We start from the raw sequence: 13,853 nt of genomic DNA, 5'->3' as shown, positions 1-13,853 counted from the left end.
TCGCCGCCTACCACATATTATTTATCATTAAAATTCTTATAATTCCAACCGGCAAGGAAAATGCCCGCGGTTTCTGTGCGAAGGCGCTGTTTGCCAAGGCTTACAGATTTTATGCCGTGAGATTTTAGCAGAGAAATTTCCTTCTCGGAAAAATCGCCTTCAGGACCGATGAGAAATGTAAGGCTTTGATAATGAGGGATTTCCGATAAATCAAGTCGTTCCAAATTTTCGTGGCAGTGGCATACGAAGGAGTTTTCCGGTGGGAGATTTTGCACGAAATCTGAAAGTTTTACAAGCCCGTTGATTTTCGGGAAATGAAAGCGCAGGCTCTGCTTGGATGCTGCAATGCATTGTTTTTCAATGCGTTCCAAATTTAGAATCTTCCGTTCGGATTTTTCTGTGAGAAGGAAGGTGATTTCCGAAATGCCTAATTCTGTGGCTTTTTCCACGAAAAATTCGGTACGGTCGATGTTTTTCGTTGGTGCAATGGCGATGTGTAGCTTCGTCGAAAAATCCGGAAGATTTTGAAAGATTTCAGGGTTTTGAAGCGTTGCTTTTTTCCCTTCGAAAATTAAACTGCCTTTTGCCAAATTGCCCTGCCCATCGGTGATGTGGATTTCTTCGCCAGCCTTCATTCTCAAAACTTTTGAGATGTGGTGCTGCTCATCACTATTGATTTCGATTTCCGGAAAAATGCTTCCGACAAATAATTTCATCAGTAATTAATTTTCAAAATCTTTAGCAAAATCATAGCGTGCAGTGGCTGAAACTTCCAAATCTGCAAATTCTCTTCGGGCAAATTTCAACTGGGCAACCATAGCAATCATCGCAGCATTATCGGTGGTGTATTCAAATTTCGGGATGTAAATTTCCCACCCCAATTTTTGCTGATTTTCCTTCATTGCAGCCCTCAGTTCGGAATTTGCAGAAACTCCGCCTGCTATTGCTACTTCATTGATATTCAAATCTTTAGCGGCTTTCTCCAGCTTTTCCATCAAAATTTCCACAATTGCTTTTTGAACCGATGCACAAAGGTTGTTCAGGTTTTCGGCGATGAAATTTGGATTATCCTTCAGCTGTTTCTGAATGAAATAAAGCACCGAAGTTTTAATGCCGGAAAATGAATAATCGTAGCCGTCCAACTTTGGCTTCCCAAACTGAAACTCCGGCGTTCCGGATTTTGCAAGCCGGTCGATAATTGGGCCGGCAGGATAATCCAGCCCGAAAATTTTCCCGATTTTATCGAAAGCTTCACCGGCTGCATCGTCGGTCGTTCTACCGATGATTTCCATTTCGAAAAAATCTTTCACCAAAACAATCATCGTATGTCCGCCGGAAACCGTAAGGCAAAGGAACGGGAACTTCGGCGGCTCAGGATTGGCATCGGCAATGAAGTGCGCCAGAATGTGCGCCTGGAGATGATTGACCTCTATGAGGGGAACGGAAAGACTCATCGCCAAACTTTTCGCGAAGGAAGTGCCCACAAGCAGCGAACCGAGCAAACCGGGACCACGCGTAAAACCAATTGCCGAGATGTCATTTTTTCCTATATTTGCTTGCCTTAGCGCTTGCTGTACCACGGGCACTATGTTTTGCTGGTGGGCCCTGGAAGCAAGTTCTGGCACTACGCCGCCATAATCGTTGTGGATGGCCTGCGATGCTGCTACATTGGAAAGAATTTCGCTGCCGCGAATTACCGCTGCAGAAGTATCATCGCAGGAAGATTCGATAGCAAGAATGATGGGCTGGCTCATAATTTATGGCAAATTTAGGTAATAATAAAAATCGCCGGAAATCTTCCGTGGAAAAGGGTGTGGAAAAAGTACGCCACGCTGCGGAAGATGCTCGTCAGCTGGCATCTGATGCCGTAAACCATCCGGTGGAAACGGCTCAGGAATTTGCTGGACAAGCAGCCAGGGATGTCACCAATTATAAATGGTGGGCCAAGCTTTTGTTAATTTTGTTCTGGAGTGGGCTGACACTCATTACGCTGATATTAATCGCTGTAAATCTGGATGTTACAAAAAGATGGGCGGCACAGCAGGCCCTGCAAATTCTGAATCAGGATTTCAAGGCGGAGATGAGAACGGGCGTGGTGACGGTGGATTATTTCGGCGATGTGAAAATTGAAGATCTGCGCATCAAGGACTACCGGGGTCTGGAGTTCATCAAGGCTAGGGAGTTCCGCGCGAGATCAAACTGGATTGCTCTGGCGGCAAACGCACTCAGCAAAAATAAAAACAACAGCCTCAGCTTCGACGCCCTCCAGCTGCGGGATGCTGACATCCGTGTGATCACTTACAAGGGTGATAGCATATCGAATTTTATCAGATATATCAATCTGTTTGACAGCGGGAAAGAGCGCGACCCGGATAAGCCGCCCTTCCAGCTGAATTCCAGAGTGGAGCTCCTCAGCTCCAGGCTCTCCATCGTTAATGAAAACAGTGAAGAAGATGAAGGCCGCTGGCTGGATGCGAAAAATGTAAACCTGATAGTGCCGAAACTCAGGGTGAACGGACCTGATGTAAAGGCACAGGTTAATAACTTCAGGTTCACCACGCGGCGCTGGGGCAAGGCCCACACCGTGGATACCTTTTCGGGCGATCTGGAGCTTACTAAAAGGCACCTTAGCCTAAAGAATCTCACATTTTATACCGATCATTCTCTGCTGCAGGGAGATTTAGAATTTATCCTTGACCCAAAAACCGGCTGGCAGGATTTTGCCGACAAAGTTCGCTGGAATCTGAAGTTGCAACCCGGCAGTTTCGCCAGCGGGTACGACATCAGCTACTTTGCGACTAACTGGGATAATTACGGTGATTTCAGAATTTCTGGGAAGATGACCGGCCCGCTGAATGATTTCTATCTGGAGAATTTCGTGGTCGGGGGTGCGGGCGTAAGCATAGCGACGAAAACGGCAAGGCTTAAAAGTTTACTGCACAAAAATGAAGATTTTCGGATCGAGAGCCGTACTCTCAGTTTCGACCTTACTTACCAAGGCCTGAAAGCTTTGATGCCCACATTCGTCGCGGAGAAGATGGGAAATTTTGCGGACGGCTTCGGCAGAATGCGCTATGCCGGGCAAGCGCGGGTGACGCCAAAACAGGTCTTCATCCCGAGCGGCAACCTGATTGCAGAAATCGGGCAGGCCTCGGTGAGAAATTTTTACCTCGAGAAATTCGATACAGATACTCCGGTTTACCGTGGGTCGGCAGATTTTACCAACCTGAATGCTGCCGCCATTACTCACAATAAAACCGTGGGGCTCATCACCGGAAAAGTAATCCTCGAGGGGCAAAGCTTTGATGTTAACAAGATGATAATCAATGCGAAAGCAGAAATTGAACGCATCGAAATTCTCGAGAAAGTTCTGAAGAAAGTATCCCTTGATGGGCTTCTGGACAAAAAAACTTACCGAGGTATTATTTCATCCAAAGATGCTAACGCAAGGGCGGACATCCGGGGTTTTTTTGATTTCAGTACGAGACGGTTTTCCGCTGATTTTCAGGGGGATATTGATTATTTAAACCTTGCCTACTTCTCCGAATCTCCGCAGAGGCAAATCCTGAAAGGATTGATAAATGCAAAGCTTTCAATGACGGATCTATCTGATTTACAGATGGATGCAGAGCTTTCGGATGTAGATTCGTATGCGGGCGGACAGCATTTCCAAATCACAAGCGGCAGCCTAAAGACCTGGCTAGAAGGCGGCTCGCGTATCGCACAGGCGCACCTGCCAGGCATCGCTGAGGGAGAGATTCGCGGAAATTTTAGCCTAGAAGATTTGCCGCGAATGGTAGAGAGCGGACTCTCGAAAATACTCGCTGGTTCCGGCAACCAGAGGACTTATCGGGGGCAGGATTTTAGTTTGAATTTCATTGTAAACCAAGGGTTGATGAATTATTTCCTCCCTGAACTTCGCTTACCGGAGGGAGCGATGATTGCAGGCCGCTACCTTGGGAACAGTAATGATTTGCAACTGGATATCTCTGCAAGAAGCCTCAATTATCAGCTGAAAAATGAGGCGGATGCTACGGACGAAATTTCGGCGGATAATGAACTTGCTGTGAAGGATCTTAATCTGAAAATAGATACAGGGGCGCCTCAGAAACAGTTTTTGCTTTCCGCCTCCCGTGCGGATTTTGGAAATAATATCTTCCGGGATATTGCGCTTACTGGAGATAAAAGTAGCGAGGAGATGCTTGCCGTAGATGCCCGTTTTCTGCACGGAACCACGGCGGAGGACGCTCAGGACAAACTTCAGCAGTATGCGCTAAGCCTTACCCAAACCACCGATGCGGCGGGAGATTATGTATTCCGGTTTAATGATACCGGCATTAAATTCCGTGGTGTGCAGTGGCAGATTGGCGACGGCGAGGGAAGCCACTCTATAGTTTTCAGAAAGAAACAGGGCGATTTTCTCGTACAAAATCTCAGACTTTTTTCGGATGACAGCGAACTTTTAATTCGGAATGCGAAATTTAAATCAGCAGAGGATTTAAGCCTTGATGCGGCGGCGAAAAACTTTCAGATTGCAAAGATTTTTGAGATGCAGGGTGCGGATCAAAGCATTGACTTTCAAGGGGTTGCCAACGGAGAGATTAAACTGGATGTAAAAGGTAAGGTTCTGCAGCCGAAGCTGAACCTCACGGTGGATGATATCCTGATGAGCGGCAGCGATATGGGAAGGCTGGTGCTGAGTGCAAAAGAAAGCGGGGTGGCAAATATTTTCGACATCGATGCCAGGATAGTTTCATCCGAAATATTCGGTGCTGATAATCTGAAAGTTACCGGAACCGTGGATGCCAACTTTGCATCTCCAAAGCTGGATGTTTCAGCCAAAATGAACGATTTCCAGCTGGCATTTGCGCAGGAATTTCTGAAAGGAGTTTTCAGTAATATCCGTGGATATGCCAATGGCGAACTGAAAATCGGCGGAAACTTCAAGGATCTGGATTACAGCGGGGACATCGCACTTTCCGGATTTGGGATGAAGCTGGATTTTACCGGCGCTGATTATTCCTTTGAGGATACAGTGATCAATTTATCCCGTGGCTTGGCAATTTTGAACAACATCCAGGTTTCCGACGGAAGGCCAAATTCCTCGGGCAATATATCCGGAACCATCCAGTTTGAGACGCTGTCGAATATGGGGGTGAACCTCATTATGCGTGCCGATAATCTCATATTGTTAAATACTACGGAGAAAGATTCAGACCTGTTTTGGGGCAGGGTGTACGGGCAGGGAGACCTCTTCGTCTCCGGGCCGCTCTCTTCTCTGGACATCAGTACGCCGAATATGAAAGCTCTGAACAACAGCGTTTTTACATTCAACAGCGATTCTACTTCCAATGTGGAGGAATTTAAAATGCTGAGATTTCTAAAAGCAGATGAAACAGGGAGAATAATCGCAGAACAGAAAAAACCTGCCGGCCCGGGCATCAATATCGATTTTACGCTGGCAGTGGACAAGGGGACTACCGTGAATGTCCTTGTGGGTGAGGATGTAGGCGATATTTCCGTGCGCGGTACGGCGGAAAAACTGAGATTCCGGCTATTCCGAAGCGGCGAAATTATTATGAATGGCGATTACCTTGTGGATAACGGAACTTTCGTAAGCCGAGCGGTGCTGGAGCGCACCTTCCAGATCGTGAGGGGCAGCAGCATCCGCTGGGATGGGGATGTGATGGAGCCCCAGCTCACCATCAATGCCAACTATATGCGCACCGTGACCAACGCGGGGCCATATCTCAATGTCGGCTCGCTTCCGCCGATCGCTGTGGTGCTGGGGGTTAATATTACCGGCACGCTGAACAGCCCGGAGGTAAATCTGGATGTGACGGCCCCGGACTTGTCCTCCCAGCTGAAAGAAACGCTTGCAACCAAGATGAGCAATGAGGATGAGAAGCTCATCCAGTTCGGCTCCGTGCTGGTGCTGAACAGTTTCAACCTTTCCGGGACTGCCGGGCTGGATTTCGATGTTTCCAACCAGCTGGAATCTTCCGGCTACAACCTCCTCTTCAAGCAGCTGGGCTCTGTACTGAATACCATCAGCAATGAATTTCAGATTGATATGAACTACCTGAAGGGGGACGATATGACCAACACGGGAGACCGCGCCAATGCCACAGTGACCTTCTCCCTCTCCCCCCGTGTGAGCATCCGCACCGGCCTTGGCGTCCCGGTAACCAAGACGGAGGATGCCAACAACAGCTACCTCTCTGGCGAGGGCATCGTAGAGTATGACTGGAGTAAGGCAAACGACGGCACCCGGCTACTGCGCGTATACTCAAAACCTTCTAATATCGGGCTGGTTGCCGGTACCGCAACGGGCAGCCCATCTGCCAACCAGACCTATGGCGTAGGGGTAGTGTATAGCAAAAGTTTCAATACAATATTCCGGCGCCGGAATAGAACCAGAAAACCTGCTGACAGCATCCGAACCGACAGCACTGGCTCATCAAGAAATGTGAACTGAATGTTAAATTTTATCGGAAATTTATACTCTGGCTATTATTAGCACAAAATTTGTAATTTTGTAAAAATTATTTCGGAAAATTTAAAAATACACTATGAAATTTCAACTGGACGAAATCGACAAACAAATCCTGGATTACCTCGTGAATAACACCCGGATGCCGTTCACGGAAATTGCCAAGCAAATGGATGTTTCAGCAGGAACAATCCATGTACGCGTGAAAAAGATGGAAGACGCAGGCATAATACTCGGCTCCTCGCTTACTTTGGATTATTCCAAGCTGGATTTTAATTTTACTGCTTACGTTGGAGTTTTTTTGACAAAATCTAACCGTACACAGGAGGTTCTTGAAGAAATTTCAAAAATTCCGAATGTTATTGAGATGAGCGTTCTCTCTGGTAAGTATAATATTTTCTGCAAGATCCGGGCAAAAAATACTGAAGACGCAAAACGCGTGATCTATATGATCGATGACATCGAAGATGTGATGCGCACCGAAAGTATGATATCAATGGAAGAGTATCTATGCGACCGCAATAAATTGATACAGGCTATAGAACTGTAAATTTTCTTATAATATTTGTAAACTTTTGAGGACCTCGGTTTTCAAAAGTTTTTTATTTTTGAATATGGACGACAATTATTTTGGGAATGTTCCCGAAAAGCCTACACTGCCTTACTACATCGGCATCGCAGTACTTTTGGTGGCGGCGTTTCTCAGCGTGAATACAGACCTGGCGCTGTTCAGCGAAAGGAAGGATGTGGAAATTCAGGACTGGTATTTCTGGCTGATTTTCTCCATCGACTTGGCGATTTTTGCCTGCGTAATTTCTATGCTTTTTCAAAGGAAAATAGGCGTAATTGCAATGCCCGTACTTGTTGTGCTGCATTTTATGTTGCACCGCTTTTATCTCTCCACCTTCCTGTACTTCGATGTGCAGCTACTTTTCGTGTATTTTGCCGTGGGATTATTTATGGTAATTCCACGGTGGAAATTTTTCCGTTAAGATTTTTTGAATAAAAAAGCGTTGGTTAAAAATTATCCAACGCTTTTTATTTTAATCCTAATTTTTTACCAATCTCTTTACCGCTTCAGTTACCGCAAAGGAATCAATTCCATATTTCCTCATCAGTTCGGCCGGTGTTGCAGATTCGCCGAAAGTATCGTTCACTGCCACAAATTCCTGCCTTGTCGGTCTTTTTCTTGCGAGCATTCCAGCAACGGATTCACCTAAACCACCGAGATAATTATGCTCTTCCGCCGTTACGATGCAGTTGGTTTTTTCAACCGATTTTAAAATAATTTCTTCGTCTAACGGCTTGATTGTGTGGATGTTAATTACTTCGCAGGAAATGCCATCCTTCGCCAATTCTTCCGCCGCAACCAGAGATTCCCACACCAAATGCCCCGTGGCCACAATCGTCACATCCGTTCCTTCCTGCAGAAGAATGCCTTTTCCGATTTCAAACGGCATATCTTCCGGGATGAAAACCGGAACCGCCGGCCTTCCAAAGCGAAGATAAACAGGCCCATCAAAATCTGCGATGGCAAGCGTTGCCGCCTTGGTTTGGTTGAAATCACAAGGATTAATGACCGTCATTCCGGGCAGCATTTTCATCATCCCGATATCTTCCAAAACCTGATGGGTAGCGCCATCTTCACCCAATGTCAAACCTGCGTGAGAAGCGCAAATTTTCACATTTTTCCCGGAATAAGCGATGCTCTGCCGAATCTGATCGTAAACCCGTGAAGTAGAGAAATTTGCAAAAGTTCCGGTGAATGGAATTTTGCCATTTATCGCCAGGCCAGCAGCAATCCCCATCATATTGGCTTCCGCGATGCCCACCTGGAAAAATCTTTCCGGCGCCTTTTCGATGAAGCCTTCCATTTTCAGCGAGCCAATCAAATCGGCGCAAAGTGCCACAACATCTGGATTATCAGCAAGTTGCGCCAATCCTGCGCCAAATCCGCTTCTTGTATCTTTTTTGTCTGTGTAAGTGTATTTCATTGCCTGATGAAGGTTTCATCCAAAAATTAATAATCGCCCGGTGCTTCCAGGTATAGCTGCTTGATGCCCAGCGCAAGTTGCTCGTCATTTGGCGCCTTGCCGTGCCAGGAATGCGTTCCCATCATATAATCCACACCGCTGCCCATCTCAGTATGAAGGATGATGGCCACTGGTTTTCCCTGCCTGGTTTTAGATTTTGCAAAATTCAGAATAGCAATCACGGCTTCCAGATCGTTGCCATTTTTTTCTTCCAGAACTTCCCAGCCGAAAGCGGAAAGCTTGGCGTGCAAATCGCCGAGAGACATCACATCATCTACATCCCCGTCGATTTGGCGGTTGTTATAATCGATGGTAGAAATCAGGTTGTCCACCTTGTGATGCGCGGCGAACATCAGCGCTTCCCAGATTTGGCCTTCCTGTAATTCGCCGTCACCGTGAAGTGAGTACACAAGATTTTCATCGCCATCCAGTTTTTTGCCCAATGCTGCACCGATGGCCACGGAAAGTCCCTGGCCGAGCGAGCCGGATGCTATGCGAACTCCCGGCAAACCTTCGTGCGTTGTAGGATGCCCCTGCAATCTTGAATCGAGTTTTCGGAAGGTGGCAAGTTCCGGAATCGGGAAGAAGCCGAAGCGTGCCAAAGTTGAGTAAAAAACCGGGGAAATGTGGCCGTTTGAAAGGAAGAACAGGTCTTCGTTTTTGCCTTCCATTGTGAAAGGAAGTTTGTAATCCATAATGACGCCGTAGAGTGCCACGAAAAATTCCGTGCAGCCCAATGAACCGCCGGGATGTCCGGAATTTACGGCGTGTACCATTCTCAAAATATCCCTACGAATCTGTATCGCCTTGATTTTCAGCTCATCAAGATTGTAATCCATACCAAAATCTTAGTCTGCGAATTTAGGGAAAAAAGAGCGATTGAGCAAAGTGAGAAGTCAAAGCGTATGAATTTTTAACTGTTAGATTTTTTATCCTTCGACAAGCTCAGAATGACAAACCTTAACCTTAACCTCAACTATCTCTTCTCCCTAATCATCCACAATCCCAGGAAAGTCAGTAAGCCATTGATTATCAGTAGTTCCAGGCCGATTTGGAAATCGCCGAAAAGCTGGGCCTGGTATTTATCAATGATGAAGGAAATGAGCGGTGCCAGTATGCAGACCAGCGGTACGAGGCGGTCTTTCACGCGGTATTTCGTGAAAATTCCAAAGGCGAAAAGCCCAAGCAGTGGTCCGTATGTGAAGCCAGCCAGTTTGAGAATCAGGCCAATCATCGATTTATCATCAATAATCTTGAAAATCACCACCATTACCAAAAAAGCCAGCGCTACGATGAGGTGTACATTCTTGCGGAATTTTTCCTTGCGCTGCGGCGTCCACGGTTTTGATTTTATCCCAAAAACATCGATGCATAGGGAAGATGTGAGCGCCGTGATGGCACCATCTGCACTTGGGAAAAGCGCGGAAATCAGCGCGATGATGAAGATGATGGAAATGAACGGCGGCATGTGATTGATGGCGATATCGGGAAAAAGTTGGTCGCCGCTTGATTGCACGCCTTCCTTGATGCCGTAAAGGTGCAGCAAGCCGCCCAGGAATAGGAATAGCGAAATAACGCCAAGCATTATAAAACCAAGGCTCACCATATTTTTCTGCGAGTCTTTCAACTTCGTTACGGAAAGGGATTTCTGCATCATTTCCTGATCAATGCCCGTCATTGTAATGGTGATGAATGCGCCGGCAAGTATTTGCTTGATAAAAAATTTATTGCTGTTCACATCGCCCACGAAAACTTCCGTGAAGCCGTATTTATCCATTTCATAAAGGCTTTCCGGGAAGTTCAGGTTCAGATCTTGCATAATGTACACGGAGCAAATCACCAGCCCAAGCAGCATACAGGTGGTTTGCAGCGTATCCGTCCACACGATTGTTTTCACGCCACCTTCATAAGTGTAGAGGATGATCATCGCCAGAATGACAATGGTGGTCACAATGAATGGCACGCCCAAACTCTGCAAAATGCTGATCTGCAATATATTAACCACCAGGTACAATCTTGCCGTAGCACCTACCAACCTGGAGACGATAAAAATCCACGCACCGGTTTTGTACGAAATTTCGCCCATCCTCTGCTGAAGATAGCCATAGATGGAAGTAAGTTTCAGGCGGTAATACAGCGGCAGCAAAATGTACGCAATCGTAAGATACCCAATGAGATAGCCTATGGTAATCTGCAGGTAATGAAACTTATCCGCACCTACCGCACCGGGCACCGAAACGAAGGTGACGCCAGAAAGCGATGTGCCAATCATCCCGAATGCTACAAGCATCCAGTTCGATTTTCTGTTACCAATGAAGAAGCTTTCGTTATCGCTATTCTTTCCGGTACGAAGCGCCACGAAAAGCAGCAAACCAAAGTAGGCCAGAACGATGATGAGCAGTAAGGTAGGTGACATAATTTTTTTAGATAATTTCGCAAAGATATTAAAAGCCTAAATTTAGCGCGTGAAAATCATCAGTTACAATGTAAACGGAATTCGCGCGGCCTTTACCAAGGATTTTCTCGGCTGGCTGCAAGCAGCATCGCCGGACATCATCTGCATCCAGGAAAGCAAGGCAGGTAATGACCAGATTGATATCGCGAGTTTCGAGAAACTGGGCTACCACAGCTACTGGCACAGCGCCGTTCGCAAAGGCTATAGCGGTGTAGGCATCGCATCGAAAGTGCAGCCGCTGAATGTGGAATTGGGCTGCGGCATCGAAGATTACGACAGCGAGGGCAGAATCATCCGTGCAGATTTTCAGGATTTTTCCGTGATTTCCGTTTATGTGCCTTCCGCTTCAAATATTGAGCGGCTTGGCTTCAAGATGCGGTTCTGCGAAGATTTGCTGATTTATGTTAAAAATCTGAAGAAGAAAATTCCCAACCTAATAATCTCCGGAGATTTCAACATTTGTCATCAGCCGATTGATATTCACGATCCGGTTCGCCTGAAAAATGTTTCCGGTTTTTTGCCGATGGAAAGGGAATGGCTGGGCCGGTTTTTGGACGAGGGTGATTTCGTGGACAGCTTCCGGCTTCTGAACGATAGACCGCACCAATATACATGGTGGAGCTACCGTGCATTAGCAAGGGAGCGCAACAAAGGCTGGCGGCTGGATTATCACTTGGTTTCGCGCAGCATAGCGCACCGGATTTCCCGCGCGCTCATTTTGCCGGAAGTTCGGCATTCCGATCATTGCCCTGTACTGGTGGAGCTGAAATAAAAAAGACCGCGGTTTCCCGCAGCCTTTTTATTAAGTTTAAAATCAAGATTTGAAATTATCCTTCGGCAAGCTCAGGATGACACTTTTTACTTTTTACTTGGCTCTTGCTTCTTGTGTCTCAAGTCTTAAATCACTTCATACTCCACCTTCATAATCCCGGATTTCAGGCTCCCAATTTCCGAGAAAGCCTTTTGGGAAAGATCCAGCTGCCTACCTTTGATGAATGGCCCACGGTCGGTAATTGTTACCACAACGCTTTTGCCGTTTTTCGGGTTGGTTACGCGTACCTTCGTTCCGAAAGGTAGCGTTTTGTGCGCAGCCGTAAGTTCGTAGTTGCTGAATTTCTTTCCGCTTGCAGTCGGCTTGCCGTGGTGGCTGTTGCCGTAGTAAGAAGCGATAGTCGTCTGTTTTTCGTTATCGGCATAGTTTTGGAATGACGATAGTGTAAGAGTGGAAAGCACCATCATTACCGTCAGCAAAAATCTTTTAATCATTTTCAATTTTTTTGTTGATTAACGGCGCAAAATTATACCCACTTCCATTGCTGCAAATTTTTGTTAGTTAATGTTTCTTAACGGACTGTTAAAGAAATGTTAAGCCTTTGTGCGAAATCCCTATCCAAGCCGTTCCGCAAAGATTCTTAAAAAGTGTTAAATTCGATTGAGAAAAGTTAAGGTAATTAACATACTGGATGGTTGAAGTGCATAGGTTTAAGGTGTAAATTGTTGATAATCAAATTTTTAAAACAAAAAAAGCTGAAGTTTTTCTCAGCTTAATTTTTTAGTCAACAATTTCACCATATAAATCGAATTCTTCCGCAGAGGTTATCAGCACATTGGCAAAATCGCCTGGCGAAATGTAGGCATCCTCTGCCGAAACAAGCACCGTGTTATCAACATCCGGCGAATCATATTCCGTTCTGCCCACAAAATAATTCCCTTCCTTCCTATCAAAAATACACTTGAAGACCTTCCCGATTTTCCGCTGATTTTTCGCCCAGGAAATCTGCGCCTGTACTTCCATAATCTCTTCCACACGCCTTTCCTTCACGTCCTGTGGCACATCGTCTTCCAGCGCAAAAGCCGCCGTATTTTCTTCGTGAGAGTAGGTGAAGCAGCCCAGCCTGTCGAATTGCTGCGCTTCCACCCAGGCTTTCAGTTCCTGAAATTTCTCTTCCGTTTCACCGGGATAGCCCACGATTAATGTAGTGCGGATGGCCATATCAGGCACCTTCTCGCGGAATTTTTGCAGCAGCATGTTCGTTTTTTCGTGCGTGGTTCCGCGCTTCATGGATTGCAGAATTTCCGTGTTGATGTGTTGCAGTGGAATATCGATGTAGTTGCAAATTTTTTCTTCTTCCCGGATTACATCTAGCACATCTTCTGGAAATCCCGATGGGAAGGCATAGTGCAGCCGTATCCATTCTATGCCGTCCACTTTTGCCAGCGCTCTCAGCAGCTCTGCCAGTGCCCGTTTTCTGTAAATATCCAGGCCGTAATATGTGAGGTCCTGGGCGATCAGGATGAGTTCCTTCGTGCCTTGCCTTGCCAGGTTTTCCGCTTCCAACACCAGTTTTTCGATGGGCGTGGAGGTGTGTTTTCCGCGCATCAAAGGTATGGCGCAAAAACTGCACGGCCTGTCACAGCCTTCGGAAATTTTCAGGTAGGCATAGTGTTTTGGGGTGGTGGTCAGCCTTTCGCCTACAAGTTCGTGGCGGTAATCTGCGCCAAGATGTTTCAGCAAAATGGGTAAATCTCTCGTGCCGAAATATTGGTCAACATTGGGAATTTCTTTTTCCAAATCCGGCTTGTATCGTTCTGAAAGACAGCCAGTTACAAATACTTTCTCAACTTCGCCGCGGTTCTTCGCTTCCACGAAATCCAGAATAGTGTTGATGGATTCTTCCTTCGCATTATCGATGAAGCCACAGGTGTTGATTACCACAATATCGCCCTTTTCTTCGTGCACCACATCCTTTCCGGAAGCCTTTAGCTGCCCCATCAAAACTTCGGAATCGTAAAGGTTTTTCGAGCAACCCAGCGTTACGATGTTGATTTTTTTCCGTCCTGTAGATTTTGTGCGCATCAGCGAAAATTTGCG

General features: G+C 46.4%; 11 protein-coding genes. 4 read left to right on the top strand and 7 right to left on the bottom strand.

Annotation, left to right across the window (positions count from 1 at the left end; genetic code table 11):
* Positions 1 to 17: 17 nt before the first annotated feature.
* A complete protein-coding gene (locus IMZ16_RS03830; RefSeq protein ID WP_193440562.1) occupies positions 18 to 716 on the bottom strand; it encodes an RsmE family RNA methyltransferase in 699 nt (232 codons plus the stop codon).
* A gap of 6 nt (positions 717 to 722) precedes the next feature.
* Positions 723 to 1,754, bottom strand: coding sequence for a tRNA (adenosine(37)-N6)-threonylcarbamoyltransferase complex transferase subunit TsaD (gene tsaD, locus IMZ16_RS03825; RefSeq protein WP_193440561.1), 1,032 nt, complete (start codon positions 1,752 to 1,754; stop codon positions 723 to 725).
* Positions 1,755 to 1,759: 5 nt separating this feature from the next.
* Between tsaD and IMZ16_RS03820 the strand changes: the two genes are divergently transcribed.
* From IMZ16_RS03820 to IMZ16_RS03810, 3 genes are all read left to right on the top strand, one after another.
* A complete protein-coding gene (locus IMZ16_RS03820; RefSeq protein WP_193440560.1) occupies positions 1,760 to 6,478 on the top strand; it encodes a translocation/assembly module TamB domain-containing protein in 4,719 nt (1,572 codons plus the stop codon).
* Positions 6,479 to 6,572: 94 nt separating this feature from the next.
* Complete coding sequence (locus IMZ16_RS03815; protein ID WP_073177210.1) at positions 6,573 to 7,043, top strand: Lrp/AsnC family transcriptional regulator; 471 nt, start codon at positions 6,573 to 6,575, stop codon at positions 7,041 to 7,043.
* 64 nt (positions 7,044 to 7,107) lie between these two features.
* Complete coding sequence (locus tag IMZ16_RS03810; RefSeq protein ID WP_193440559.1) at positions 7,108 to 7,485, top strand: hypothetical protein; 378 nt, start codon at positions 7,108 to 7,110, stop codon at positions 7,483 to 7,485.
* A gap of 57 nt (positions 7,486 to 7,542) precedes the next feature.
* Here the strand turns inward: IMZ16_RS03810 and IMZ16_RS03805 are convergent, their stop codons facing one another.
* From IMZ16_RS03805 to IMZ16_RS03795, 3 genes are all read right to left on the bottom strand, one after another.
* On the bottom strand, positions 7,543 to 8,487 hold the full coding sequence (locus tag IMZ16_RS03805; RefSeq protein WP_193440558.1) for a transketolase family protein: 945 nt from the start codon (positions 8,485 to 8,487) through the stop codon (positions 7,543 to 7,545).
* 26 nt (positions 8,488 to 8,513) lie between these two features.
* Complete coding sequence (locus IMZ16_RS03800; protein ID WP_193440557.1) at positions 8,514 to 9,365, bottom strand: transketolase; 852 nt, start codon at positions 9,363 to 9,365, stop codon at positions 8,514 to 8,516.
* A 137-nt stretch (positions 9,366 to 9,502) separates the two neighbouring features.
* A complete protein-coding gene (locus IMZ16_RS03795) occupies positions 9,503 to 10,942 on the bottom strand; it encodes a sodium:solute symporter (RefSeq protein WP_193440556.1) in 1,440 nt (479 codons plus the stop codon).
* Positions 10,943 to 10,991: 49 nt separating this feature from the next.
* On the opposite strand from IMZ16_RS03795, the gene IMZ16_RS03790 reads away from it, so the two are divergent.
* Complete coding sequence (locus IMZ16_RS03790) at positions 10,992 to 11,753, top strand: exodeoxyribonuclease III (protein WP_193440555.1); 762 nt, start codon at positions 10,992 to 10,994, stop codon at positions 11,751 to 11,753.
* 125 nt (positions 11,754 to 11,878) lie between these two features.
* Here IMZ16_RS03790 and IMZ16_RS03785 read toward each other — a convergent pair whose 3' ends face one another.
* Entirely contained in the window at positions 11,879 to 12,247 is a 369-nt protein-coding gene (locus IMZ16_RS03785; RefSeq protein ID WP_193440554.1) for a septal ring lytic transglycosylase RlpA family protein, read from the bottom strand.
* 286 nt (positions 12,248 to 12,533) lie between these two features.
* Entirely contained in the window at positions 12,534 to 13,838 is a 1,305-nt protein-coding gene (gene rimO / locus IMZ16_RS03780) for a 30S ribosomal protein S12 methylthiotransferase RimO (protein ID WP_193440553.1), read from the bottom strand.
* Positions 13,839 to 13,853: the final 15 nt, after the last annotated feature.

The sequence above is a fragment of the Cruoricaptor ignavus genome, assembly GCF_014961145.1.
Taxonomy (GTDB): Bacteria; Bacteroidota; Bacteroidia; order Flavobacteriales; family Weeksellaceae; genus Cruoricaptor; species Cruoricaptor ignavus.
This window is presented reverse-complemented; position numbering and strand designations above follow the sequence as displayed.